Source organism: Salsipaludibacter albus, from assembly GCF_019798055.1.
In the GTDB taxonomy this organism is placed as follows: domain Bacteria; phylum Actinomycetota; class Nitriliruptoria; order Nitriliruptorales; family Nitriliruptoraceae; genus Salsipaludibacter; species Salsipaludibacter albus.
Map to the genome: position 1 here is coordinate 152,979 of NZ_JAHOPH010000003.1, position 26,552 is coordinate 179,530.

At 69.7% G+C, this 26,552-nt stretch carries 15 protein-coding genes and 1 pseudogene; 13 read left to right on the plus strand and 3 right to left on the minus strand.

What is annotated here, in order from left to right; translation table 11 throughout:
- The first annotated feature begins 50 nt into the window (after positions 1–50).
- On the plus strand, positions 51–1,550 hold the full coding sequence (locus tag KR546_RS03480) for an NAD-dependent succinate-semialdehyde dehydrogenase (protein ID WP_238443307.1): 1,500 nt from the start codon (positions 51–53) through the stop codon (positions 1,548–1,550).
- A 426-nt stretch (positions 1,551–1,976) separates the two neighbouring features.
- Positions 1,977–3,083: an FAD-dependent oxidoreductase gene (locus KR546_RS03485; RefSeq protein ID WP_238443308.1), complete on the plus strand. Its 1,107-nt coding sequence runs from the start codon at positions 1,977–1,979 to the stop codon at positions 3,081–3,083.
- A 79-nt stretch (positions 3,084–3,162) separates the two neighbouring features.
- Here the strand turns inward: KR546_RS03485 and KR546_RS03490 are convergent, their stop codons facing one another.
- The gene (locus KR546_RS03490) at positions 3,163–3,630 is read right to left on the minus strand and encodes an SRPBCC family protein (protein WP_238443309.1); all 468 of its coding nucleotides are present in this window, start codon (positions 3,628–3,630) and stop codon (positions 3,163–3,165) included.
- A 398-nt stretch (positions 3,631–4,028) separates the two neighbouring features.
- Here KR546_RS03490 and rplJ point away from each other — a divergent pair.
- From rplJ to KR546_RS03510, 4 genes and pseudogenes are all read left to right on the plus strand, one after another.
- Positions 4,029–4,631: pseudogene (gene rplJ, locus KR546_RS03495) on the plus strand (50S ribosomal protein L10); the annotation flags it as partial.
- Between the two features lie 283 nt (positions 4,632–4,914).
- The gene (gene rplL / locus KR546_RS03500; RefSeq protein WP_238443311.1) at positions 4,915–5,298 is read left to right on the plus strand and encodes a 50S ribosomal protein L7/L12; all 384 of its coding nucleotides are present in this window, start codon (positions 4,915–4,917) and stop codon (positions 5,296–5,298) included.
- A 650-nt stretch (positions 5,299–5,948) separates the two neighbouring features.
- Entirely contained in the window at positions 5,949–9,539 is a 3,591-nt protein-coding gene (rpoB, locus tag KR546_RS03505; protein ID WP_420804235.1) for a DNA-directed RNA polymerase subunit beta, read from the plus strand.
- Positions 9,540–9,657: 118 nt separating this feature from the next.
- Positions 9,658–13,659: a DNA-directed RNA polymerase subunit beta' gene (locus tag KR546_RS03510; RefSeq protein WP_238443313.1), complete on the plus strand. Its 4,002-nt coding sequence runs from the start codon at positions 9,658–9,660 to the stop codon at positions 13,657–13,659.
- Positions 13,660–13,747: 88 nt separating this feature from the next.
- Here KR546_RS03510 and KR546_RS03515 read toward each other — a convergent pair whose 3' ends face one another.
- Both KR546_RS03515 and KR546_RS19555 read right to left on the minus strand, forming a co-directional pair.
- Positions 13,748–15,097, minus strand: a complete 1,350-nt coding sequence (locus tag KR546_RS03515) for a glycosyltransferase (RefSeq protein WP_238443314.1) — start codon at positions 15,095–15,097, stop codon at positions 13,748–13,750.
- Entirely contained in the window at positions 15,094–17,316 is a 2,223-nt protein-coding gene (locus KR546_RS19555) for a glycoside hydrolase domain-containing protein (protein ID WP_238443315.1), read from the minus strand. Before KR546_RS19555 ends, KR546_RS03515 begins: the two co-directional genes overlap by 4 nt.
- A 236-nt stretch (positions 17,317–17,552) precedes the next feature.
- Between KR546_RS19555 and ileS the strand changes: the two genes are divergently transcribed.
- From ileS to tuf, 7 genes are all read left to right on the plus strand, one after another.
- Positions 17,553–20,795, plus strand: coding sequence for an isoleucine--tRNA ligase (gene ileS / locus KR546_RS03525; protein ID WP_238443316.1), 3,243 nt, complete (start codon positions 17,553–17,555; stop codon positions 20,793–20,795).
- 349 nt (positions 20,796–21,144) lie between these two features.
- Positions 21,145–21,330, plus strand: coding sequence for a hypothetical protein (locus KR546_RS03530; protein ID WP_238443317.1), 186 nt, complete (start codon positions 21,145–21,147; stop codon positions 21,328–21,330).
- A gap of 126 nt (positions 21,331–21,456) precedes the next feature.
- On the plus strand, positions 21,457–21,711 hold the full coding sequence (locus KR546_RS03535) for a hypothetical protein (RefSeq protein WP_238443318.1): 255 nt from the start codon (positions 21,457–21,459) through the stop codon (positions 21,709–21,711).
- A 481-nt stretch (positions 21,712–22,192) separates the two neighbouring features.
- Complete coding sequence (gene rpsL / locus KR546_RS03540; protein ID WP_238443319.1) at positions 22,193–22,564, plus strand: 30S ribosomal protein S12; 372 nt, start codon at positions 22,193–22,195, stop codon at positions 22,562–22,564.
- A 1-nt stretch (position 22,565) separates the two neighbouring features.
- Complete coding sequence (gene rpsG / locus KR546_RS03545) at positions 22,566–23,039, plus strand: 30S ribosomal protein S7 (protein ID WP_238443320.1); 474 nt, start codon at positions 22,566–22,568, stop codon at positions 23,037–23,039.
- Between the two features lie 104 nt (positions 23,040–23,143).
- A complete protein-coding gene (gene fusA, locus KR546_RS03550) occupies positions 23,144–25,273 on the plus strand; it encodes an elongation factor G (RefSeq protein ID WP_238443321.1) in 2,130 nt (709 codons plus the stop codon).
- A gap of 90 nt (positions 25,274–25,363) precedes the next feature.
- Positions 25,364–26,548, plus strand: coding sequence for an elongation factor Tu (gene tuf, locus KR546_RS03555; RefSeq protein ID WP_238443322.1), 1,185 nt, complete (start codon positions 25,364–25,366; stop codon positions 26,546–26,548).
- The last annotated feature ends 4 nt before the right edge of the window (positions 26,549–26,552 follow it).

Genomic DNA, 26,552 nt, shown 5'->3' on the forward strand with positions numbered 1-26,552 from the left:
CCGCCAGGTCCTGCGACCCATCGGCTCGACCGCCACCAAGAGGAACCGCGATGGAGACCCTCGACGCGCCGACGACGGCCCGCAACCGGGACCGTGCCGCCGCCACGGTCGCCGCCACGCCCACCGGCCTGCTGATCGGTGGTGAGTGGCGTCCCGGTTCGGCCGGTGACGAGCTCGACGTGCTCGACCCCGCCACCGGCGACGTGGTCGCCAGCGTCGCGGAGGCCACGCCCGAGGATGCCGTGGCGGCGATGGACGCCGCGGTCGCGGCCCAGCCGGCCTGGGGTGCGAGCTCGCCGCGGGAGCGCAGCGACCTCCTGATGCGTGCGTTCACGGCGCTGATGGACCGACAGGACGACCTCGCGGCGATGATGACCTTCGAGATGGGCAAGCCGCTGGCCGAGGCGCGTGGCGAGATCGCCTACGCCGCCGAGTTCCTCCGCTGGTTCTCCCAGGAGGCCCTCCGCATCGAGGGCCGCTACGGAATCGCGCCCAGCGGCGCCAACCGCGTGCTGGTCTCGCCTCGCCCGGTCGGACCGACCGTGGCCGTCACGCCGTGGAACTTCCCGATGGCGATGGGGGCGCGCAAGCTGGCCCCGGCCATCGCCGCCGGCTGCACCACGGTGCTCAAGCCCGCCGAGCAGACGCCGCTGTGCTCACTGGCCCTGGCCGACCTGCTGGGCGAGGTCGGTGCCCCCGACGGGGTCGTCAACGTGCTCAACACCAGCAACCCCGGCCCGGTCGTCGACGCCCTCCTGCACCACCCCGGCGTGCGGAAGCTGACCTTCACCGGCTCGACCGACGTCGGTCGCCTGCTCCTGCGCAGCGCGGCGGACCAGGTGTTGCGGACCTCGATGGAGCTGGGTGGCAACGCCCCGTTCGTGGTGTTCGACGACGCCGACCTCGACGTCGCGCTGGACGGTGCGATGGACGCCAAGCTCCGCAACACCGGCCAGGCGTGCACGGCGGCCAACCGGTTCCTGGTGCACCGCGCCGTGGCCGACGACTTCACGGCCGGCCTCGCCGAGCGGATGCGGGACATGGTGGTCGGGCCGGGCCTGGACGAGTCGGTGCAGGTCGGCCCGCTCGTCGACCGCGCCGCCCGCGACAAGGTCGAGCGGCTCGTCGGGGACGCGTTGGACCGCAGTGCACGAGTGGTGGTCGGCGGCGAGCGCCCCGACGGTGTGGGCTGGTTCTATCCCCCGACGGTCCTGGCCGACGTGGACCGGGGTGCCGACCTCAACCACGACGAGATCTTCGGGCCGGTCGCCGCGATCAGCACCTTCGACGACACCGACGAGGCCATCGCCATGGCCAACGACACCATCCACGGGCTGGTGTCCTACGTGTTCACCCGCGACCTCGACCGAGCGCTGGACCTGGTCGACCGGCTCGACACCGGGATGGTCGGGATCAACCGTGGCCTGGTCTCGGACCCGGCGGCGCCGTTCGGCGGTGTCAAACAGTCCGGGCTGGGGCGCGAGGGCGGCAGCGAGGGGATCTGGGAGTTCCTCGAGACCCGTTACGCCGCGATCGGCACGTCTGGCTGACCGAGGGCTCCACGAACGAGCGTCGGGCCCGACCGTGTGGTCGGGCCCGACGTGGTTCGTCCTCGTGCGGCGGTGACGGCGGGGCCGCGGCGTTGCCGACGACCTCGGTGCGTTCAGGCGGGACCAGTTCCTTCAAGCCTCACGAGCCGGTGGTCCGGGTTGGAGTCGCCACCATCCCCTCGTCGGGGGAGCGGCGTTGTAGGCGAAGCGCCGCTAGCGCCCGGCCACCTCCAGGGTCCCATGGAAACAACTGCTGTTCAAATGGACCACCTCCTCTCTCTGGTGCGCGCAGTGTGCCATGTCGCATCGTCGTTGTCAGGACCTCGCCGGCGAGGTGCGCGGACCGTGCAGGCCCCCGCTGTGTGCGGTCTCCCGCACGCGGCAGACCGCGGAATGTGGACCCGGCCCGTCCACGTTGACCGGTGCATGCGTGACTTCGACGAGACCTTCGACGTGGTGGTGGTCGGCGCGGGCCAGGCGGGCCTGTCCACCGCCCGGCACCTCGTGCGCCGCGGGCTGGTGCCGGGGCGCGACATGGCCGTGCTCGACGCCGCGGACGGCCCCGGCGGTGCCTGGCGCGAGCGTTGGGACACCCTGACCATGGCGCGGGTCAACGGGATCTTCGCCCTTCCGGGCCTCGACCTGCCAGCGCCGGATCCTGCCGCCCGGGCCAACGTGGTCCTGCCGGACTACTTCGCCCGCTTCGAGCAGCAGTTCGACCTGCAGGTGCGCCGGCCCGTCCGCGTCGACGCAGTGCACGACGCCACGGACGGTTGGTTGGCGATCGAGCTGGCCGACGGACAGCGCCTGGGCACGCGCGGGCTGGTCAACGCGACCGGCACCTGGACCCGTCCGTTCTGGCCGACGGTGCCGGGCGCCGCCGACTTCGCCGGCCGCCAGCTCCACACCCACGACTGGCCCGGCGGGGCCGCGTTCGCCGGCGCGCGTGTCGTGGTCGTGGGCGGCGGCATCTCCGCCCTGGGCCACCTCGACGAGCTGGCCGGGGTGGGCGCCACCACGTGCTGGGTGACTCGGCGGCCACCCCGCTGGCGCACCCGGGAGTTCACGAGCGAGCACGGACGCGAGGTCGTGGCACGGGTCGATGCGCGGGTGCGGGCCGGCCTGCGGCCGCGGTCGGTCGTCGCCGAGACCGGCCTGCCCCTGACCGAGCGGGTCCGTGGCCTGCGGGCCGCCGGACACCTCGATCGTCGCCCGATGTTCGACCTCGTCACCCACGACGGCGTGGCGTGGACCGACGAGGCGGACCGCGTCACCGACCGGTTCGACGCCGACGCGATCGTCTGGGCGACGGGCTTCCGCTGGGCCCTGGACCACCTCGCACCACTGGACCTGCGGACGCGGCACGGTGGCGTGAGGATGGACGGCACCCGCGTCGTCGCCGACCCGCGCGTCCACCTGGTCGGCTACGGCCCCTCCGCCAGCACCGTGGGCGCCAACCGCGCCGGCCGCGCCGCCGTCACCGAACTCCTCGCCCACCTCCAGCGAACCTCGTCGACGACCGACGCTGCGTGACCTTCGAAGCCCATCTGCCTCGTCGAGTGTGCGGATCGCTCCGGGATGCTGGGGCGGGAAGCACACCCGACGTCCGGGGCTAGGTGATCCCCAGTTCGGCGTCGAGGTTGCGGGCGAAGGCGTCGCCGGTCCGGGTCATCGCCTGCTTCATGACACCCTCGACGGCGCGGGTGGACAGCCGGGGCAGGGGCAGGTCGACGTGGAGGGTGATCGAGATGGACACGGTCGTGCCGGTCGGGTGATCCTCGAGTTCGTACCAGCCGTCGGCTCCGGCCCACTCGTTGCGGCCGGGCGCCGGCGTGTGCGCGTAGTCGATCCGCTCGGGGGGCGTGAACTCCATCGTCTCGGTGAAGACCGGGGCGACCTCCATGCCCAGCCCCTTGATCCCGGCGAGGTGCCAGACCCAGGTGTTCCCGTCGGCCTCGATGCGGCGGACCAACGGCGTCAGGTCGGCCAGCAGGTCCGGGTCGGTCAGCACCTCCCAGATGCGTTGCCGTTCGGCACGCACGACGGCCGTGGACGTGTCGTTGGCACTGAAGGTGGTCACGCGAAGGCCCAGTGGTCGGGGGATCCGGTGTGCGGGCCCGCGGTGGAGCGCGCTCCGGCGTGGTCGAGACTAGGGGAGCCTGCGGTCGCGGGAGTGGGACCGACGGCCGGTGGACGGGGGTCGCCTCGACGGCGTCGCCGAGCCCCCGGTATGCTGGCACGAACATTGCCAGAGACCGTTGGTCGCCTGCCATCCGGCAGGTCGAAGGCTCGGGTCCTCCCCACTCCCCACGTCATGTCGACGCGGACGGGACGGACACCGAACGGCCGACGCAGGTGTGGACACGCGACGCCGCCCGCACGAGGGTTGGTCGATCGCGACCTTCCGCCCCTGCGTCTCCCCGCAGGGGTTTCGTCGTTCCCGGGTCGTCCGACGGTCGTGAACCGAACGGAGACGATGTGGCACGACCTGACAAGGTTGCTGCCGTCGCCGACGTCAAGGACCGTTTCGAGTCCTCGGCGGCGCTGCTGCTGACCAACTATCGCGGCCTGACCGTGGGTGAGCTCGCCGAACTGCGAGCCGAACTGCGCAAGGCCAACGCGAGCTACCGCGTCAGCAAGAACACGCTGATCCGTCGTGCGATGCACGACGCGGGCGTGGAGGGCCTCGACGAGATGCTCGTCGGCCCGACCGCCCTGGTGTTCTGCGCCGACGACCCCGTCGGGCCCGCCAAGGCGCTGAAGGCCTTCACCAAGGACCACCCCCAGCTCGAGTTCAAGGGTGGCTTCCTGGAGGGTGGAGTGCTGGACGCCGACGCGGCGCTCAAGCTTGCCGACCTCGAGTCGCGCGAGGACCTGCTGACCCGGCTCGCCGGGCTCATGCACGGGGCACTCGCCAACACCGCTCGCCTGCTCGCTGCCCTGCCCGAGAAGCAGGCACGTCTGCTGCAGGCCCTGGTCGACGCCGGCGGTTTCGCCGGCGGTGACGGGGCCGAGGCCACCGAGGCGGCCGACCAGGCCGCCGCGGCGACCACGGACGACGAGCCCGAGGCTGCTGCCGACGCCGACGCCGACGAGCCGGAGGCGGCTGCCGACGACGCGAATGCGGACGCGGACGAGCCCGTGGCGACCACGGACGACGAGCCCGAGGCTGCTGCCGACGAGCCCACCGCCGAGGCGGACGACGAGCCGGAAGCTTCCGACGAGTCCGACGCCGACGAGTCCGACGCCGACGAGAGCTGATCGACGCGCCGAACGCGACGTGACGACGACAGAACAACCCCCACCCCGACCCACCACGACATCGCACGAACGCGGCGACCACGCTGCGAGAAGGGACGCCATCATGGCGAAGCTGACCACCGACGAGTTGATCGAGGCCTTCAAGGACCTCACGCTCATGGAGCTCTCCGAGCTCGTCAAGAAGTTCGAGGAGACCTTCGAGGTCTCCGCGGCGGCCCCGGTCGCCGTTGCTGCCGGCGGCGGTGCCGCTGCCGGTGCCGAGGCCGAGGAGGAGAAGGACGAGTTCGACGTCGTCCTGACCGCCGCCGGCGACAAGAAGATCCAGGTCATCAAGGAGGTCCGTTCGCTGACCTCCCTGGGCCTGAAGGAGGCCAAGGAGCTGGTCGAGTCCGCTCCCAAGGCCGTGCTCGAGGGCGTCGCCAAGGACGCCGCCGAGGACGCCAAGGCCAAGCTCGAGGAGGCCGGCGGTTCCGTCGAGCTGAAGTGAGCTGAAACCACGGCACCACGACGAGGGGCGGTCCCGACCGGGGCCGCCCCTCGTCGCCGTCGGTGGGCCGGCGCAGGACGGACCCGGGCCGGAACGGTCCGTCGCCGGCGCAACCCAGGCTTCCGAGGGGCCTGGCATGCAACGAGATGGTGCGGAGCCCGCCGTCAAGGCCGATCGTGGGGTGGCCGACCGGCCAACGGATGCCGCCCTGCGACCGTCTACGGTTGATCGTCGACGTGATTCCCAACCAACAAGGACGTCACCATGCCCCGCAGCCTCATCGGCATTCTCATCGCCATCATCCTCATCATCGTCATCGTGATGCTGGTGACCTGATCGCGATCCACCGGCCCGACGCGCCCTGCGCGTTCGGCCGGACAGGCGCGTGGCCGGGTGGGGCCCTCTAGCCTGCCCGGCCACACCTGTCAAGGAAGAGTTGGCGTCGAGGGCCATTCGGGGTATGCTGTCCAGTCCGCCGTAGCCCCGCCGTCGCATTCGTGGTGATCTGACACGCTCACACTCCAATTTCGCGGTTTTCCGCTCCCGCAGCCCTGCCTGCGCGGGAGCGTGTTCTCGTTGAAGTCGGTTTCGTAGTCCCGCCCAGCACTCGCTCCCGCTCTTCGTGGTGCCTCATCGTGCGCTGAACGCGCATGCCATGCCGCCCCCCGCCGAATCAGGGTCGCGAGTCGTTCGGCAACCCCGTCCGCGACGGATGCATCCCGTCCACCCCTGCCGCCAAGTTTGGCTCGACCTCCAGGAGGTCCCCGTTGGCCACCGTCACCGATCGTCTCAGTTTCGCCCGGATCCGCGAGGCCCTTCCGATCGAGCAGCTCGACCTGGTCGCCATTCAGCGCGACTCCTTCGCCTGGCTGCTCGCCGAGGGTCTGCAGGAGATCTTCGACGAGCTCTCCCCGGTGGAGGACAGCCAGGGGAAGATGTCGCTGTCGTTCATGGACCACCGCTTCGAGGAGCCCAAGTACTCCGAGGAGGAGTGCAAGGAGAAGGACTACACCTTCGCCAAGCCGCTCTTCGTCACGGCGGAGTTCCTGAACAAGGACGACGGGACCATCAAGTCCCAGACCGTCTTCATGGGCGACTTCCCGGTCATGACCGACCAGGGCACGTTCATCGTCAACGGCACCGAGCGCGTCGTCGTGTCGCAGCTCGTCCGCTCGCCGGGCGTCTACTTCGACACCTCCGTCGACAAGACGACGGGTCGTGACGTCTACGGCTGCAAGGTCATCCCGGGCCGTGGTGCGTGGCTGGAGTTCGAGGTCGACAAGCGCGACCTCGTCGCCGTGCGCGTCGACCGCAAGCGCAAGCAGCCCGTGTCGGTGATGTACCGCGCCCTGCAGGCGTTCGAGTTCTCGGACGAGACCGGCCAGTACGAGCTGGCCGAGCCCGAGGTGCTCAACACCCCGATCCCCGACGAGGACATCCTCGAGTTCTTCGGTGGCGCCGAGTCCATGGCGCTGACCCTGGAGAAGGACAACACGGGTCGCACGCCGGCCAACGCGCTGGAGGAGATCTACCGCAAGCTGCGTCCGGGCGAGCCGCCGTCGGCCGACCAGGCCGGCCAGCTCCTGCTGGGCATGTACTTCCAGTCCAAGAAGTACGACCTGCAGCGGGTCGGTCGCTACAAGATCCTCGGTGACGAGAACGACGTCGAGGGTCGCGTCAAGCACGGCAAGCTGTCCGACGAGTACGAGAAGCTGGGCTTCGAGCGCCAGGACGGCCACACCCTCACCCGTGAGGACGTGCTGGCCACGATGTCCTACCTCGTCAAGCTCCATGCCGGCGAGTCGGGCTACGACACCGACGACATCGACCACTTCGGCAACCGCCGCCTCCGCAGTGTCGGCGAGCTGATCCAGAACCAGTTCCGGATCGGCCTGTCGCGCATGGAGCGCGTGGTCCGCGAGCGGATGACGACCCAGGACATGGAGGCGATCACGCCCCAGACCCTGATCAACATCCGTCCGGTCGTGTCGGCGATCCGCGAGTTCTTCGGCACCTCGCAGCTGAGCCAGTTCCTCGACCAGACCAACCCGCTCACCAGCCTGACCCACAAGCGTCGCCTGTCGGCGCTGGGACCGGGTGGCCTGTCGCGTGAGCGCGCCGGGTTCGAGGTCCGCGACGTGCACCCGTCCCACTACGGCCGCATGTGCCCGATCGAGACCCCGGAGGGCCCCAACATCGGCCTGATCGGGTCGCTGGCGACCTATGCCCGGATCAACCCGTACGGCTTCATCGAGACGCCCTACCGCAAGGTGGTGGACGGTGAGGTCACCGACGAGTTCGAGTACCTGACGGCCGACCTCGAGGACCGCTACGTCATCGCCCAGGCCAACGCGCCGGTCGGCGACGACGGGTACTTCGAGGCCGACCTCGTGTTGGTCCGGTCCAAGGGCGGCGAGGTCCGCGAGATCGCGCCGAAGCTGGTCGACTACATGGACGTCTCGCCCCGCCAGATCGTGTCGATCTCGGCGGCGCTGATCCCGTTCCTCGAGCACGACGACGCCAACCGCGCCCTGATGGGTGCCAACATGCAGCGCCAGGCCGTCCCCCTGCTGCGCGCCGACGCACCGCTGATCGGCACCGGCATCGAGGACAAGGCCGCCAAGGACGCCGGTGACGTGGTCATCGCGCGCACCGACGGCGTGGTGGTGGAGGTCGCGGCCGACCACATCGTCGTCAAGACCGACGACGACGACATCGACCGCTACTACCTCACCAAGTTCCAGCGCTCGAACCAGGGCACGTGCCTCAACCACCGTCCGATCGTGGTCGAGGGCCAGCGCATCGCCGCTGGCCAGCCGCTGGCCGACGGGCCGTCCACCGACCAGGGCGAGCTCGCCCTGGGACGCAACCTGCTGGTCGCGTTCATGTCGTGGGAGGGCTTCAACTACGAGGACGCGATCATCCTGTCCGAGCGGCTGGTCCGCGAGGACGCGCTGACCTCGATCCACATCGAGCAGCTCGAGGTGGACGCGCGCGAGACCAAGCTGGGCCCCGAGGAGATCACCCGGGACATCCCCAACGTGTCCGAGGAGATGCTGGCCAACCTCGACGAGGAAGGCATCATCCGCATCGGCGCCGAGGTCGTGCCGGGCGACATCCTGGTCGGCAAGGTCACGCCCAAGGGCGAGACCGAGCTGACCCCCGAGGAGCGCCTGCTGCGGGCGATCTTCGGCGAGAAGGCCCGCGAGGTCCGTGACACGTCGCTGAAGGTGCCCCACGGCGACCGCGGGATCGTGATCGGCGTGCAGAAGTTCTCGCGCATCGAGGGCGACGACCTGCAGCCCGGGGTCAACGACCTCGTGCGGGTCTACGTCGCCACCAAGCGCAAGATCACCCAGGGCGACAAGCTCGCCGGTCGCCACGGCAACAAGGGCGTCATCTCCAAGGTGCTGCCGGTCGAGGACATGCCGTTCCTCGCCGACGGGACCCCGGTCGACATCGTCCTCAACCCGCTGGGCGTGCCGTCGCGCATGAACGTCGGCCAGGTGCTGGAGACCCACCTCGGGTGGGCCGCTGCCAACGGCTGGGAGTTCGACGGCGTGCCGGACTGGTTCGCCGCGTCCGGCTGGGGCGACGAGCTCACCGACGTCGAGGGCCCCGTCCGCCTGGCAACGCCGGTCTTCGACGGTGCCAACGAGACCGCCCTCAACGACCTGCTGCTCAACACCCGCAAGACCGACGAGGGTATGCGGCTGGTCGACCCCAACGGCAAGGCCCAGCTGTTCGACGGCCGCACCGGCGAGCCCGTGGATGCGCCCATCACCGTGGGCTACATCTACATGCTCAAGCTGCACCACCTCGTGGACGACAAGATCCACGCCCGGTCGACCGGCCCGTACTCGATGATCACCCAGCAGCCGCTGGGCGGCAAGGCCCAGTTCGGTGGCCAGCGCTTCGGGGAGATGGAGGTCTGGGCCCTGAAGGCCTACGGCGCCGCCTACGCCCTGCAGGAGATGCTGACCATCAAGTCCGACGACACGGTCGGCCGCGTGAAGGTCTACGAGGCGATCGTCAAGGGCGACAACATCCCCGAGGCCGGCATCCCCGAGTCGTTCAAGGTGCTGGTCAAGGAGATGCAGGCCCTGGCGCTGTCGGTCGAGGTCCTGGCCGACGACGGGTCCGAGATCGAGTTGCGTGACAGCGACGAGGACCAGTTCGGTGCCGCCAACTCGCTGGGCATCGACCTGTCCCGTCCCGAGCGGCCCACCGCAGACGCCTGAGTCCCGCCGGACCCGGGTCGCCACCACGTCGTGGCGACACCGGGTCGGCGACGACGGTTTTTCAACAGTTTGGTTCACCCGCGGCCCACCGGGTCGCACGAAGGTTTGGAGCACGTTCATGCTGGACGTCAACCACTTCTCCGCACTCCGCATCTCGCTGGCCGAGGCCCACCAGGTGCGCATGTGGTCCAACGGCGAGGTCAAGAAGCCCGAGACCATCAACTACCGCACGCTCAAGCCCGAGAAGGACGGCTTGTTCTGCGAGAAGATCTTCGGTCCCCAGAAGGACTGGGAGTGCGCCTGCGGCAAGTACAAGCGGGTCCGCTTCAAGGGCATCATCTGCGAGCGCTGTGGCGTCGAGGTCACCCGCTCCAAGGTCCGGCGTGAGCGCATGGGCCACATCGAGCTGGCCGCCCCGGTCACCCACATCTGGTACCTCAAGGGTGTCCCGAGCCGCCTGGGCTACCTGCTGGACATGTCGCCCAAGGACCTCGAGAAGATCATCTACTTCGCGTCCTACGTGATCACGTCGGTCGACACCGACGCGCGTCACGACGCGCTGGCGGACATCCGCGCCGAGATCGACGAGGAGAAGTCCGAGATCGAGCGGCTCTTCGAGATCGACCGGGCTGACCTGCTCGAGGAGCTCGAGGTCACCCTGGCCGACCTGGAGTCCCAGGGCGCCAAGGCAGACGTGGTCAAGAAGGAGCGTCGCGAGATCGAGAAGCGGCTCAAGCAGCTGTCGCTGCGTGCGGCGGCCGAGCAGGAGCACCTCGACAAGGTCTACGACACCTTCAAGAAGATCAAGCCCAAGATGCTGATCAACGAGGAGCTGGTCTACCGCGACATGCGGGACCGCTACGAGGACTACTTCACCGGTGGCATGGGCGCCGAGGGTGTCCGTGACCTGCTCGAGCGCATGGACATGGAGGCCGAGTCGATCGAGCTGCGCGCCACGATCAAGGACTCCAAGGGCCAGAAGAAGCAGCGCGCCACCAAGCGCCTCAAGGTCGTCGAGGCCTTCCGCACCACCGACAACAACCCGGCGTCGATGGTGCTGGAGGCCATCCCGGTGATCCCGCCGGACCTGCGTCCGATGGTGCAGCTGGACGGTGGCCGCTTCGCGACCTCCGACTTGAACGACCTGTACCGCCGGGTCATCAACCGCAACAACCGCCTCAAGCGACTGCTCGACCTCGGTGCCCCCGAGATCATCGTCAACAACGAGAAGCGGATGCTGCAGGAGGCCGTGGACGCGTTGTTCGACAACGGCCGTCGTGGCCGTCCGGTGACCGGGCCGGGCAACCGCCCGCTCAAGTCGCTGTCGGACCAGCTCAAGGGCAAGCAGGGCCGGTTCCGCCAGAACCTGCTCGGCAAGCGCGTGGACTACTCCGGTCGCTCCGTGATCGTGGTGGGTCCCCAGCTGCGCCTGCACCAGTGCGGCCTGCCCAAGCAGATGGCGCTGGAGCTGTTCAAGCCGTTCGTGATGAAGAAGTTGGTCGAGCAGAACTACGCCCAGAACATCAAGTCGGCCAAGCGCATGGTCGAGCGCCAGCGCCCCCAGGTCTGGGACGTCCTCGAGCAGGTCATCGAGGACCACCCGGTGCTGCTCAACCGCGCCCCGACCCTGCACCGCCTGGGCATCCAGGCGTTCATGCCGACCCTGGTCGAGGGCAAGGCCATCCAGCTGCACCCGCTGGTGTGCACCGCCTTCAACGCCGACTTCGACGGTGACCAGATGGCGGTCCACCTGCCGCTGAGTGCCGAGGCGCAGGCCGAGGCCCGCGTGCTGATGCTGTCGTCCAACAACATCCTGTCGCCGGCGACCGGTCGTCCGATCGCGACGCCGACCCAGGACATGGTGCTGGGCATCTACTACCTGACCTACGCCGCGGGTGAGCCGGGCGAGGCCGGCGAGGCGGTCTTCCCGCCCGCCGACGTCGACCGCGGTTCCCTGCCCGTCTACAGCTCGGTCGGCGAGATCGAGATGGCCATCGACCGCCGGACGCTGGGTGTGCAGGACTGGCTGTGGCTGCGCGTGCGTGGCAAGCAGCTCGACCCCGAGCTGCGCAGCGAGGCGTTCGCCGGCGACGAGGCGTTCGCCGAGGGTCGCGAGGAGCAGGCCCCGATGCGGGTCCTGACCACCGCGGGCCGCGCGATCATCAACGAGATCCTGCCCGACGAGTTCCCGTACGTGAACTACACGCTGACCAAGAAGGGCATCGGCGACGTCGTCAACCGCACCACCGACCAGTTCAAGCGGTGGCAGGTCGTCGAGATCCTCGACGCCCTCAAGGACCTCGGCTACAAGTTCGCCAGCCGGGCCGGTGTCACCGTCGCGATCGCCGACGTCGAGACCCCCGACACCAAGCCGGCCATCCTGGCCGACGCGGACGACAAGGCCCAGTCGATCGAGAAGCAGTTCGCCCGCGGTGTCATCACCGACGCCGAGCGACGCCAGGAGCTGATCGACGTCTGGAACGACGCCACGACCCGGGTCGCGACCGACATGGAGGCCAACTTCACGGTCACCAACCCGTTCTTCGTCATGGCCAACTCCGGCGCCCGGGGCAACATGACCCAGCTGCGCCAGATCGCCGCCATGCGTGGACTGGTCGCCAACCCGCGGGGCGAGATCATCCCCCGCCCGATCAAGTCCAACTTCCGCGAGGGCCTGTCGGTCGCCGAGTACTTCATCTCGACGCACGGCGCACGCAAGGGCCTGGCCGACACCGCGCTGCGCACCGCCGACTCCGGGTACCTCACCCGGCGCCTGGTGGACGTGTCGCAGGGCCTGATCATCCGCGAGGAGGACTGTGGTTCCGCGCGCGGGATCGGCGTGACCGTCGGCGAGCGTGACTCGGCCAGCCTGTACGGCCGCGTGCTCGCCACCGACGTCACCTTCCCGGGCAGCGACGAGGTCTTCATGGCCGCCGGCACCCACGTGGCCGACCAGCAGGTCCGTGACCTGCGTTCGGTCTTGGTCAAGGGGATCGACCCCGCGACCGGCGAGGCGCTGGAGACCACGGCCGACAGCGACGAGGACCGCGCGGTCGTCGTGCGCAGCGTCCTGACCTGCGACACCGAGGTCGGGATCTGCCGTGCGTGCTACGGCCAGATGCTCGCCACCGGCGAGATGGTCGACAACGGCGAGGCGGTCGGCATCATCGCCGCCCAGTCCATCGGTGAGCCGGGCACCCAGCTGACGATGCGGACCTTCCACACCGGTGGTGTGGCCCAGGCCGACGACATCACGCAGGGTCTGCCCCGTGTCATCGAGCTGTTCGAGGCTCGCAGCCCCAAGGGCAAGGCCGAGATCGCCCGGATCTCCGGACGCGTGTCGATCGAGGACCTCGAGGGTGGCCAGCGCCTGCTGACCATCTCGGGCAGCCGTGACCGGATCGAGGAGTACGAGCTCCCGCGTGGCACCCGCCTGTTCCGTGACGAGGTGTCCAGCGTCGAGATCGGCAACGGCGCCGAGGTCGAGGTCGGCCAGCAGCTGACCACCGGCGCGATCGACCCGCACGAGCTCCTCGAGGTGCTGGGCGTCCGTGCGGCGCAGCTGCACCTGGTCGCCGAGGTCCAGGAGGTCTACCGCAGCCAGGGCGTGCCGATCCACGACAAGCACGTCGAGCTGATCGTCCGGCAGATGTTCCGCCGCGTGGCGGTCGTCGACGCGGGCGACACGACCTTCCTGCCCGGCGACAACATCGACCGGATCAAGTTCCGCAACGAGAACGCCCGGGTGCTCGAGGAGGGCGGCCAGCCGGCTGCCGGTCGCGAGCAGCTCATGGGCATCACGAAGGCATCGCTGGCCACGGACTCGTGGCTGTCGGCGGCGTCGTTCCAGGAGACCACGCGCGTGCTGACCGAGGCGGCCCTGGAGGCCAGCTCGGACCCGCTGCAGGGACTCAAGGAGAACGTGATCATCGGGAAGCTGATCCCGGCCGGCACCGGCGTGAAGGAGTATCGCCAGGTGCAGGTCGGCCACACCGAGGTGCCCGAGCAGGCACTGCCGGCCGACATCGCCGAGTACCTCGCGTCCACCGAGTCCTACGAGGGCGACGGGTCCTGGGGCTTCGAGGGCGGCTGGGGCTTCGACGACTTCACCGCCAACTGATCCGACCGACGGGCACCACGCCCGATCGGCCAGCACGAACGGGGCGTCCCCACGGGGGCGCCCCGTTCGTCGTCGGGAGGGCCGTGGGTCAGGCGGCGGCGGTGGTGCCGTTCGTGGTCACCTCGGTGCCGTCGACCATGGCCAGGAGCCGGTCGAAGACCGCCATGCGGTCGAACTGCAGGGCGTGCTCGCGGGCCTGCCGGCGCCACTCGGCCCGTTCCCGAGGCTCCATGGTCACCGCCCAGTCGATCGCGTCGGCGATCGCCGCCGGGTGGTCGACCGGCACCACGATCGCGGTGTCGCCCACGGCCTCGGGGATCCCGCCGGTCATGGTCGTGATCGCCGGACCACCGCCGGCCAGCATCTCCTCGGCCAGCGCGATCCCGAAGGTCTCGACGAACTCGCGTCGGGGCTTGCTCGGCAGGACGTAGGTGGCGCAGCCGGCCATCAGGTGCAGCTTCTCGGCGTCCCCGACGTCGTCCAGGAAGTGGATCCGGTCGGCCACGGCGGTCTCGCTCGCCCGGGCCCGCAGCTCGTCGGCGGCCGGACCGGTGCCCGCGACCACCAACGGGAGTCGCTCGCGCGCCGCGCAGCGTGCGTAGCCGTCGACCAGGTCGTCCACGCCCTTGGCGCGGGTGAGCCGGGACAGGTAGAGCACGTAGCCGTCCGTGTCGAGGCCACGGCGGGCCAGGACCCGGTCGGTCTCGCGCGGGTCGAGGTCGAGGCAGGCCGTGCTGTCGATCGCCGGGTGCGACACCCGGATGCGCTCGAGGCAGCGTGGGGCGAAGTCGGTGCCGAGGGCGGCGTCGACGTGGGTGGCGGCCTCGACGATCAGGTCACGGGTGTAGCCCGACACCGCCAGGCAGTGGTCGTTGCCGAGGTAGGTGGTGAACAGGTGGGCGGCCACGCCGACGCGGCCCTCGCCCACGGCAGCGCGGGCGATGTCGGTGATGTCGGACCCGACCGCCTCGGCCAGGGTGGTGATGTCGCCGGCCGCTCCGGTGGCGCGTGCGGCCGCGAGCGCCTCGGCCACCACCATGGCGTGGGGCAGCAGGTACAGCGACATGGCAACCGTGGGCACCCCGTCGGTGAACAGCTCGACGAGCCGCCCGACCAGCCCGGCCGTGTGGCGTCCGTCGGGGACCTTGTAACCGCCGACCGGGTCGGGCCGCTCGACCGTGATGCCGGGGGAGTAGGCCAGGATCGAGTCGGCCGGCTTCAGTGGCAGGCCCAGTGCCTCCAGGCGATCCACGGGCCAGGTCAGGATCCGCACGTCGTCGAACCCACGCTGGAGGGCGGCCTCGGCCAGGTTGCGTGCCTCCACGGAGTGGCCGCAGATGACCGGGTCGGCCCGGACGACGAGCACCAGCCGGCGGGTCGGCGGACCCTCGGCGGGTCGGCCGCTGGCGGCGAGGTGGGGCGTGCGACGGGTGGTCATCGGTTGCTCCTGGGGATGCCGAGGGAGGGGTCACCGGCAGACGGGGGCGGGTGGTCGCCACCCCAGCCGGACGGCCGGGGTCCGAGGTCGATGCGGATGGTGGAGACCTCGCGCAGCGCGCGGCTGTCGAGGTGGGTGGCGTGCAGGGGCGTGTCGTCGACGGTGACCGACTGCACGTGGTTGGGGGGACCGCCGGGCTCGGGTCGGGTCCAGCCCGTGGTCTCGATCGACAGGTCGTGCCCGCCCACGTCGATGCGGGCATGGGGGAAGGTCGGGGCATTCACCAGGAACAGGTGCTGGCCCGCGACCGGGAACAACCCCAGCGACGCCCAGACCAGCCACGAGCTGAGGCCACCGGAGTCGTCGTTGCCCGGCAGGCCGCCCCGGCCGGTGCCGAACTGGTTGGTGACCACCGCGTGCACGACCTCGGCGGTGCGGTCCGGGCGCCCCGCCCAGTGGTAGGCCCACGGGGCCTCCATGTCCGGCTCGTTGTTGAGTCCCTCGAACCGGTCGAGGGCGTAGCCGCGGGCGACCTCGTCGCCGAACGGCGGGCCCCCCAGCTGGGTGACCGGTGGGGCGTCGAAGCCGAAGAAGCGGTCGAGCAGGTCCACGAAGCGGGCCGGTCCGCCCGCCAGGTCGATCCGCGCCGCCATGTCGTGGACCAGTCGGAACGAGTAGTTCCAACGTCCGCCCTCGTAGAAGGTCGAGTCGACCAGCAGGCCCGTCGACGGGTCGAAGGCGTTGACCCACTGGGCCGCGAGCTCGTCGAAGCGCTTCGCGAGGTGGTCGTCGCCGACCAGCCGGGCAACCCGGGCCGTGCACGCGTAGCCCTGGGCGAGGTCCAGCGTGTGGCTCACCGGGTGGGTGACGCCGTGGTCGACGAACTCCTCGCCCCACGCCCGCCGCAGGTCCGCGTGCAGGTGCACCAGGGCCCAGTCCCAGTCGATGCCCTCCAGCCCCAGGGCCGCGACGTCCCCGACCAGCGTGTGCGCCAGCGCGCTGGCCTGGCGGAAGAACCGGTCGGCCCCGCGGGCCATCCGGTAGCCGATCGGGAGGTTGCCCTCCTCCTCGCAGATCTTGAGCAGGGCGTTGACCAGCTCGACCGCCCGGTCGGGGGCGATGGTCGTCAGCAACGGCAGCTGGGTCTTGTAGATGTCCCACATCGTCGAGATGTCGAACACCCAGGGTCCACCACCGGGCCAGAACGGGGACTCGTCGGCCGCGAAGCTGGGCTTGACCAGCGAGTGGTACAGGGCCGTGGCGAACGTCGTCGTCGCGTCGTCGTCGCCGCCCTCCACCGTCACCCGGTCGAGGTGGTCGGTCCAGGCGGCGACCGTCGCGTCGCGTCGGCTCGTGAACACCCGCTGGCCGTGGCCGCAGTCGGACCGGAGGTTGGCCTCGGCCTGCTCGACCCCGCGCAGCGAGAAGCCCAGCCGCACCTCGACGGTGTCGCCAGCGGCCGCCGGGCCCATGACCATCAGGCCGAACGGGCGCAGGGTGGTCTCGCGGATCGAGTCGAACTCCAGGCGGCTGCCCCCGGCCATGAGCCGCCGGTCGTACCACAGCATCTGGCGCCAGTCGGGCGTGTCGAACTCGGCATGCACGGCGATCGGGACACCCTCGAACGCGACGGTGCCGCGGGCCACGCCGGGGGCACGGTTCTCGAGCGCGGCGCGGACCGGCACGGTCGACCCGTGGTCGATCGCCAGGCCACCCAGCGAGAAGTCCATCACCACCCGGGCGTCGGCGTGGGCCGGGAAGGTGTAGCGGTGCACGGCGCTCTTGGGCCCGACGGTGATCTCGCAGCGGATCCCGTTGTCGAGGGTGGCCGCGTAGGAGCCCGGGCTCGCGACCTCGTCGTGCAGTGCCCACTGGGTCCCGAGGTCGTCCAGCGGGGTCAGCATCGGGGTGACCCGGAAGTAGTTGTAGTACTTGCGGATGGCGCCGGTGCCCGACTGTTGGAAGTGGGTGAACCCGGAGGCCTGCAGCCGGTCGAACAGGGGCAGCGGGACGCCCTCGGTGGACAGCTGGTGGGTCCCGTACCCGGTGGGGTAGGCGCCGGAGTAGGCACAGGCCGACACCATGCCCAGCGGGTGGCAGGCACCCGGATGGGTGTTGCCGACCTGCGGCTTGGGCCACCACCACGTCGCCGCCAGCCCCCGTGGCGCCGGCAGGTCGGTGGCCGCGGTGCCGATGAACGGGTCGACGGCGCCGATCACGGGTGAGGCCCGAGGGTCTCGCCGGGGAAGCGCACGCGCGACCGTGACGGGGGCGGGTGCGGTCGGTCGGGCATGGCGCGACGCTAGGTCCCGATCGGGTCGCCAGTGTTACGTCGACGTGACGATCCGGCGTCGCGGGCGGGCGTGGGGCGGCGACACCGGCGGTTGCCCGCATCGGGCCGTCACGGTCCCGGGGGTAGCATCGGCGGCCCACGTCGAACGCCCGGATCCCATCCATGACCGCGTCCTCCGCGGGTGCGGACGAGACTGCCTCGACCGCACCCGACCAGCCCCCAGCCCGCAGCGACGGCCGCTCCGACTTCACCCGGCTGCCGCCCACGATCGACCTGCCCGCGACCGAGCAGGCCATCCTCGAGCTGTGGGACGACATCGACGCGTTCGAACAGTCCGTGCAGCAGCGTCCGGCCGACGACGAGTACGTGTTCTACGACGGTCCGCCCTTCGCCAACGGCACGCCCCACTACGGCCACCTGCTGGCGTCCACGACCAAGGACGTCGTGCCGCGGTACTGGACGATGCGTGGGCACCGGATCCACCGCCGCTGGGGCTGGGACACGCACGGCCTGCCGGTGGAGATGAAGGTCGAGGAGGCGCTGGGCGTGCGCGGCCCGGCCGAGATCGAGGAGTTCGGGGTCGCGGCCTTCAACGAGGCCTGCCGTGCACTGGTGGACCAGACCGCCGACGACTGGGACTACGTCGTGCGTCGGCTCGGCCGGTGGGTCGACATGGACCACCCGTACCGCACGATGGACACCGACTTCATGGAGTCGGTCTGGTGGGTCTTCGACCAGCTGTGGGACAAGGGCCTGGTCTACCGGTCGGTCAAGGTCCTGCCGTACTCGTGGGGCGCGACCACGCCCCTGTCCAACTTCGAGGCCAACCTCGACTACCGGATGACCGACGACCCGTCGATCGTGGTGCGGATGCCGGTCGTGGCCGGCAACGACACGGTCCCGGACGGTGACGACCTGCTCATCTGGACCACCACACCGTGGACCCTGCCGGGCAACCTGGCGATCGGGGCCGGCCGTGACGTGACCTATGCCCGGGTCCGGGTCGACGACGACGGGACGACCCGCCACCAGTGGCTCGCCACCGACCTGGTCGAGACCGTGCTGCCCGACGGCGACGTCGTCGCGACGGCGTCCGGGGCCGACCTGCTGGGCGTGCAGTACCAGCCGCCGTTCGACCACTTCGGCGAGGAACGCGACCGCGGGGCCTTCCGGGTGCTCGCCGCCGAGGAGGTCGAGACCGACGAGGGCACCGGGCTGGTCCACATGGCGCCGGCCTACGGGGAGATCGACTTCCTGACCCTTCGCGAGGCCGGGCTGGACGTCCTGATCGACTACGTCGACGCCGACGGTCGCTTCACCGAGCTGGTGCCGGAGGTGGCCGGGGTCAACATCAAGGAGGCCGACAGCACGCTGCTGCGCCTGCTGGGTGACGCGGGCCTGGTGGTGTCCTCGGGGACGATCAACCACTCGTACCCGTTCTGCTACCGGACCGGCACGCCACTGATCTACAAGGCCGTGCCGACGTGGTTCGTCGAGGTGACGAAGCTGCGCGACCGGCTGGTCGAGCTCAACCACGACATCCACTGGGTCCCCGAGGCGATCGGCGAGGCCCGGTTCGGCAACTGGCTGGAGGGCGCCCGTGACTGGGCGGTCAGCCGCAACCGCTACTGGGGCTCGTGCATCCCGGTCTGGGAGTGCGAGGCGTGCGAGCGCCAGGAGTGCCTGGGCTCGATCGACGAACTGGAGGAGCGCTCCGGCCAGCGTCCCGACGACCTCCACAAGCACGTCCTGGACCCGATCACCTACCCCTGCCCGGACTGCGACGCCACGATGCGCCGTGTCCCCGAGGTGCTGGACTGCTGGTTCGAGTCCGGCTCGATGCCCTACGCCCAGCTGCACTACCCGTTCGACAACGTCGAGCAGTTCGAGGCCACCTTCCCGGCCGAGTTCATCTCCGAGAGCCTGGACCAGACGCGGGGGTGGTTCTACACCCTGCACGTCCTGTCCACGGCCCTGTTCGACTCGCCGTCCTTCCGCAACTGCGTGGTGTCGGGCATGATCCTGGCCGAGGACGGCCGCAAGATGTCCAAGTCCCTCAAGAACTACCCGGACCCGGGTCACCTGTTCGACTCCTACGGCGCCGACGCCCTGCGCGCCTACATGATGGACTCGCCGTTGCTGCGCGCGGAGCCACTGCGATTCTCGGAGGCCGGTGTCCGCCAGATCGTCCGCACGGTGCTGCTGCCCCTGTGGAACGTCGTGTCGTTCTTCACCACCTACGCCGAGGCCGACGGCGTGTCCATGGCAGACCTGGCCGAGGCCCCCGCGCCCGCCGACCGGCCCGAGATCGACCGGTGGGTGCTGTCGGTGCTCCAGTCGCTGGTGGCAGACGTCAACCGCGAGATGGAGGGCTACCACCTCAACCGCGTCGTGACCCCGGTGCTGGGATTCATCGAGGACCTCACGAACTGGTACGTGCGTCGGTCGCGACGCCGCTTCTGGCGCAGCGGCGACGTCGAGCGGGCCGACACGCTGGCCGCCTTCGCCACGCTCTACGAGTCCCTGACGACGTTCGCCCGGGTGCTGGCCCCGGTCCTGCCCTTCCTGACCGAACACCTCCACCAGGTCCTGGAGGTGGCGGTCGACGACGACGCGCCGAAGTCGATCCACTGGACCGACTTCCCCCAGGCCGACGAGTCGCTGATCGACACCGAGCTCGAGTCGGCGATGGCGACCGTGCGCTCCATCATCAGCATGGGGCGCCACCTGCGCACCAGCAACGACCTGCGGGTCCGCCAGCCGCTGCGGACCCTGACCGTCATCACCCGGGACCCGGACGTGGCGGCGGCCGTCGCCAGCCATGCCGGGCTGGTCACCGACGAGCTCAACGTCCGGGAGGTGGTGGTGCGGGCCGACGAGGGCGAGCTGGTCAGCCTGACGGCCAAGCCGAACTTCCGCGTGCTGGGGCCACGACTGGGTGCCGAGATGGGTGCGGTCGCGGGCGGCGTGGCCGCCCTGTCCCACGAGGACCTGGCGGCCGTGGCCGACGGCGGCACGGTCGAGGTGGCGGGCCACGAACTCGGACGCGACGACCTGGACCTGCGTCGGGACCCCAATCCCGGCACGGTCGTCGAGGCCTCCGGCCCGCTCGCGGTCGCCCTGGACACGACCCTGGACCGGGAGCTGGAGGTCGAGGGGCTCGCACGTGACCTGGTCAGCCGCATCCAGCAGGTCCGACGCGACCTCGACCTGGACGTCTCCGACCGCGTCGTGGTGGGCTGGGCCAGCGACGACGAGCAGGTGCGGGAGGCATTCGCCCGCCACGGTGACCAGATCGCCTCGGAGGTGCTCGCCGTGGAGATCACGGCCGACGATCCCACTGCCGATGTCGAGGTGGACTGCGGGGTCGGCCCGGTGTCGGTCTCGGTCACCCCGGTCGACTGATTCGTTCGGTCGTCCGGTGGACGCCTGCGAGGGGCCTGGCGCGTTGTGCATGGCTCGTTGGGGCCTTCTGCGCGTCCCCGGGACGGCACCTGGTGCCCGAAGGTCAGGGGGTGGGTCGTGGGGGCCGGCGCGGCTCTGGGGCCCGAATCGGCGATATTCAGGTGTTCTCACCGCAGATGCACCTGTGCCCCCGTCGAACGGACAGCCACCGAACGGCCACTGCGGCGTTGTTTCTGGGTGAATCGAAGCCTCCTATGGTGCTCGTACTGCCCGGGCACGCCAGCTCGGGACACACGAAGTCCGGACGTGGTGGGCACTCCACCACAACCCCCGAACAAGGACAACGACCATGCGCTCCACCCCCACCCTGACCCGTCGCGCCGCTGCCGTGGCGCTGGCCGGGGCCCTCGCCCTGGGCGCGGCCGCCTGCTCCTCCGACGATGGCGGCGACGACGCCGCGACCGACGACACGGAGATGACCGAGCCGGCCGGCGACACCGCCACCGACATGTCGATGATGCCCACCGAGAGCTGATTCCCCCCACCCCCGAGCGCCATCGACCTCGCGTCGGTGGCGCTCGAGCACGTACGACCGTTCCCCATCCGTGTGCCCGAGAACGACTCGGGTGCCGATCGACCCAACAGATCCTGGAGGATCCACATGCGCACCACCACCAAGACCACCCGTACCGCCGCCGCGATCGCCCTCAGTGGCGCGCTGGCCTTCGGCGCCGCAGCCTGCGGTGACGACGTCGTCGACGACGGCGTCGAGTCCGAGGTCGACGACGCCGCCTCGGACGCCGAGTCCGCCGGCGAGGACGCTGCCGACGCGGCCTCCGAGGGCGCCTCGGAGATGGAGTCCGAGATGGACTCCGAGATGACCGAGGAGATGTCCGAGGAAGAGTCCGAGGGCTGAATCCTCGCGATCACCACGCCGGGGGCCGCCACGTGGCGGCCCCCGACGTCGTCCCGGCCACCAGCCATGGACACGGTTCCCGCCGACATCAGGCGCGGGTGCGGAGCACCCACATTGACACGTTGCGCTGCAACTCGGTAGTCTGGCGACCCCGCACCACGGGCAACTCCGTGGTGCGACTGTTCGGGTCCTGACCGAGCTGCGGAGCTCACTACGAGCCCACCGTCCGCTCGGGTCCGTCGCGACGACGGGCACTCTCGACAGCACGAGGGTCAGGCAACCTCCGCCTTCCGACCTGCGACGCGGGCTGCGCCCGTGGAAGTCGCGCGCCTCCGGGCTGTTCGGAAACCGCGGAACGCCCGGGTCCGTGGGTCGAGGTCTCCACCTCCACCGACGATCCGGACCGACAGTGACGGTCGCCACCCGGCGGCCGGGCAACGAACGTCGACCTCGCCGGTCGGCACGACACGACAGGGAAGCAATGCCCACCATCCAGCAGTTGGTGCGCAACGGCCGCCAAGACAAGAAGAAGAAGGTCAAGACCCTGGCGCTGAAGGGTTCGCCCCAGCGTCGCGGCGTCTGCACGCGGGTCTACACGACCACGCCGAAGAAGCCGAACTCTGCCCTTCGCAAGGTCTGCCGTGTGCGCCTGAGTTCCGGGATGGAGGTCACGGCCTACATCCCCGGAGAGGGCCACAACCTCCAGGAGCACTCCATGGTGCTCGTGCGTGGCGGTCGTGTCCGTGACCTGCCGGGTGTTCGCTACAAGGTCGTGCGCGGTGCGCTGGACGCCGCCCCGGTCCGGGACCGCAAGCAGGCCCGGTCGCGGTACGGCGTGAAGAAGGAGGGCTGACATGCCTCGCAAGGGATCTCCCGGAAGCCGCCCGGTCACGCCGGACGCCAAGTACGACTCGGCGCTCGTGACCCAGTTGATCAACCGCGTGATGGTCGACGGCAAGCGCTCGCTCGCCGAGTCGATCGTCTACGACGCGCTCGCCGACATCGGTGGCCGTGTCCAGGGGGGCGACCCCCTCTCGGTGGTGCAGCGCGCCGTCGAGAACGTCAAGCCCCAGCTGGAGGTGAAGTCCCGCCGAGTCGGTGGAGCCACCTACCAGGTGCCGATCGAGGTGCGCCCGTCGCGCTCGACCACCCTGGCCCTGCGCTGGATCGTGGGCTACGCCCGCATCCGCCGCGAGAAGACCATGGGCGAGCGCCTCGCCGGCGAGCTGCTCGACGCCTCCAACGGCGTCGGCGCGGCCGTCAAGCGCCGCGAGGACACGCACAAGATGGCCGAGGCCAACCGCGCCTTCGCCCACTACCGCTGGTGATCCACCCGGCCGGTCACCGACCGGCCGGATCCGACCACCGACCAGACACGTTGCCTGCCGCCACCGACCGGGCGGCACCCACCACCACCGAGGACTGAACGACCATGGCCAAGCGTCCGCCACTCAAGTCGCTGCGCAACATCGGCATCATGGCGCACATCGACGCCGGCAAGACGACCACCACCGAGCGCATCCTCTTCTACACGGGGAAGAACTACAAGATCGGTGAGGTCCACGACGGCGCCGCCACGATGGACTGGATGGAGCAGGAGCAGGAGCGTGGGATCACGATCACGTCGGCCGCCACCACGGCCGCGTGGGCGGATCACACCATCAACATCATCGACACGCCCGGCCACGTCGACTTCACCGTCGAGGTCGAGCGCTCGCTGCGCGTGCTCGACGGTGCGATCGCCGTGTTCGACGGTGTCGCCGGGGTCGAGCCCCAGTCCGAGACCGTCTGGCGCCAGGCCGACAAGTACGGCGTGCCGCGCATGTGCTTCATCAACAAGCTCGACCGCACGGGCGCGTCCTTCGAGTTCTCGTTCAACTCCATCCGTGAGCGGCTGACCACCAGCGCCGTCGCGATCCAGCTGCCGATCGGGCGCGAGTCCGGCCTGCGTGGCGTCGTGGACCTGGTCCGCAACGTCGGCATCGTCTGGAAGGGTGACGACCTGGGCGCGTCCTTCGAGGAGGTCGCGGTCGCCGACGTCGCCGACGAGATCATGGGCGACGTCGACGCCGCCCGGGCCGAGCTGATGGAGATGGTCGCCGAGACCGACGAGGAACTGCTCGAGGCCTACCTCGAGAACGGCGAGCTGACCGTCGAGGAGCTCAAGCGGGGCCTGCGCGCCGCCACCATCGCCAACGAGCTCGTGCCGGTCATGACCGGCTCGGCCCTGGCCAACACCGGTGTCCAGCCCCTGCTCGACGCCGTGGTCGACTACCTGCCGAGCCCGCTGGAGGTCCCGCCCATGAAGGGCCAGGACCCCCGGACCGGCGAGCCGATGACCCGCGCGCCCGACGACGACGAGCCGTTCTCGGCCCTGGCCTTCAAGGTCATGACCGACCCCTACGTGGGCACCCTGGTGTTCACGCGGGTGTACTCGGGCACGCTCGAGTCCGGCTCCTACATCCACAACGTCACCAAGGACGAGAAGCTGCGCGTCGGCCGCATCCTCCAGATGCACGCCAACTCGCGCGAGGACCGTGACAAGACCATGACCGGCGACATCGTCGCCCTGGTCGGGCTCAAGTCCACCACCACCGGTGACACCCTGTCGGACCCCGACGAGCGCATCCTGCTCGAGTCGATGGAGTTCCCCGACCCGGTGATCGACATCGCCATCGAGCCCAAGACCAAGACCGACCAGGAGAAGCTGATCGTCGGGCTGATGAAGCTCGCCGAGGAGGACCCGACCTTCCGGGTCCACACCGACGAGGAGACCGGCCAGACGATCATCGGCGGGATGGGCGAGCTCCACCTCGAGATCATCGTCGACCGGCTCCTGCGCGAGTTCAAGGTCGAGGCCAACGTGGGTCGCCCGCAGGTGGCCTACCGCGAGTCGCTGAAGAAGGCCGTCGAGAAGGTCTCCTACACCCACAAGAAGCAGACTGGTGGTTCCGGGCAGTTCGGACAGGTCGTCATCAACGTCCGTCCCCTGACCGACGAGGACCGCGAGGAGTACGAGCTCGACGAGGACACCCACTACCACTTCGAGTCCAAGATCTACGGTGGTTCGATCCCGCGGGAGTACATCCCCGCCGTCGACGCCGGGATCCGCGACTCGCTGGAGTCGGGCGTGCTGGCCGGCTACCCGCTCGTCGACGTGTTCGTCGAGCTGGTGGACGGGGCCTACCACGACGTGGACTCGTCCGAGATGGCCTTCAAGATCACCGGCTCCATGGCCTTCAAGGAGGCCGCGCGCCGTGCCGGCGTGGTCCTCCTCGAGCCGGTCATGGAGGTCGAGGTGACCACCCCCGACGACTACCTCGGTGACGTCATGGGCGACCTGTCCGGTCGTCGTGGGCTGATCGGCGGGTCGACCCCGCGCGGCCAGGCCACCGTCATCGACGCCCGTGTCCCCCTGGCCGAGATGTTCGGCTACACGACCGACCTGCGCTCGATGAGCCAGGGCCGCGCCCAGTCCTCGATGCAGTTCGGGGCCTACGAACCCGCCCCGCGATCCATCCAGGAAGAAGTCGTCGCGAAGGCCCGTGGCGAAGACGCCTGACCTCGCTGCGCTCGGTCAGGCGACGACACCGACAGACACCCACCGTTCACCACCGCCGGGACGAACCGGCACACCCAGAAAGGGCCCGAGATGGCCAAGGAAAAGTTTGAGCGGACCAAGCCGCACATGAACATCGGCACGATTGGTCACGTGGATCATGGGAAGACGACGTTGACTGCGGCGATCACGTTCGTGTTGGCCAAGCATGTCGAGGGCAATGTTGCGTCGGCGTTTGACCAGATCGACAAGGCGCCGGAGGAGCGTGAGCGTGGGATCACGATCAACGTGTCGCATGTGGAGTACGAGACGGACAATCGTCACTATGCGCACGTGGATGCTCCGGGTCACGCGGACTATGTCAAGAACATGATCACGGGTGCGGCCCAGATGGATGGGGCGATCCTGGTGGTGTCGGCGGCGGATGGTCCGATGCCCCAGACGCGTGAGCACGTGTTGTTGGCGCGTCAGGTCGGTGTCCCGAAGCTGGTCGTGGCGCTCAACAAGGTCGACATGGTCGATGACGAGGAGTTGTTGGAGCTGGTGGAGATGGAGGTCGCCGAGCTGTTGGAGTCCTACGAGTTCGATGCGGACACCCCGATCGTGCGGGTGAGCGCGTTGCAGGCGTTGGATGGTGACGAGGCGGCTGAGCAGGGTGTGTTGGACCTGATGGCGAAGGTCGACGAGTATTTCGAGGTTCCGGAGCGTGACACCGAAAAGCCGTTCTTGATGCCGATCGAGGACGTGTTTTCGATCACGGGTCGTGGCACGGTGGTGACGGGCCGCATCGAACAAGGTGTGGTGAACGTGTCGGATTCGGTGGAGATCGTGGGGATCAAGGACACGACCGAAACCACGGTCACGGGTGTGGAGATGTTCCGCAAGCTTCTGGATCGTGGTGAGGCTGGCGACAACGTGGGTGTGTTGTTGCGTGGCACGAAGAAGGACGATGTGGAGCGGGGTCAGGTGTTGGCCCAGCCGGGGTCGATCACGCCGCACACGAAGTTCGAGGCGCAGGTGTACATCCTGGGCAAGGACGAGGGTGGGCGTCACACGCCGTTCTTCAACAACTATCGGCCGCAGTTCTACTTCCGGACCACGGACGTGACGGGTGCGGTGGAGTTGCCGGATGGTGTCGAGATGGTGATGCCGGGTGACAACACCGAGATGACGGTGGAGTTGATCGCGCCGATCGCGATGGACGAGGGTCTGCGGTTCGCCATCCGTGAGGGTGGCCGCACCGTGGGTGCCGGCCGCGTCACCTCCATCCTCGAGTAGGACC

What these genes read in the sequence shown, in the direction of transcription:
- KR546_RS03480 (WP_238443307.1), top strand. Translation starts at nt 51, where the DNA reads ATGGAGACCCTCGACGCGCCGACGACGGCCCGCAACCGGGACCGTGCC.
- KR546_RS03485 (WP_238443308.1), top strand. Translation starts at nt 1,977, where the DNA reads ATGCGTGACTTCGACGAGACCTTCGACGTGGTGGTGGTCGGCGCGGGC.
- rplL (WP_238443311.1), top strand. Translation starts at nt 4,915, where the DNA reads ATGGCGAAGCTGACCACCGACGAGTTGATCGAGGCCTTCAAGGACCTC.
- rpoB (WP_420804235.1), top strand. Translation starts at nt 5,949, where the DNA reads ATGCCATGCCGCCCCCCGCCGAATCAGGGTCGCGAGTCGTTCGGCAAC.
- KR546_RS03510 (WP_238443313.1), top strand. Translation starts at nt 9,658, where the DNA reads ATGCTGGACGTCAACCACTTCTCCGCACTCCGCATCTCGCTGGCCGAG.
- KR546_RS03515 (WP_238443314.1), bottom strand. Translation starts at nt 15,097, where the DNA reads ATGACCACCCGTCGCACGCCCCACCTCGCCGCCAGCGGCCGACCCGCC.
- ileS (WP_238443316.1), top strand. Translation starts at nt 17,553, where the DNA reads ATGACCGCGTCCTCCGCGGGTGCGGACGAGACTGCCTCGACCGCACCC.
- KR546_RS03530 (WP_238443317.1), top strand. Translation starts at nt 21,145, where the DNA reads ATGCGCTCCACCCCCACCCTGACCCGTCGCGCCGCTGCCGTGGCGCTG.
- KR546_RS03535 (WP_238443318.1), top strand. Translation starts at nt 21,457, where the DNA reads ATGCGCACCACCACCAAGACCACCCGTACCGCCGCCGCGATCGCCCTC.
- rpsL (WP_238443319.1), top strand. Translation starts at nt 22,193, where the DNA reads ATGCCCACCATCCAGCAGTTGGTGCGCAACGGCCGCCAAGACAAGAAG.
- rpsG (WP_238443320.1), top strand. Translation starts at nt 22,566, where the DNA reads ATGCCTCGCAAGGGATCTCCCGGAAGCCGCCCGGTCACGCCGGACGCC.
- fusA (WP_238443321.1), top strand. Translation starts at nt 23,144, where the DNA reads ATGGCCAAGCGTCCGCCACTCAAGTCGCTGCGCAACATCGGCATCATG.
- tuf (WP_238443322.1), top strand. Translation starts at nt 25,364, where the DNA reads ATGGCCAAGGAAAAGTTTGAGCGGACCAAGCCGCACATGAACATCGGC.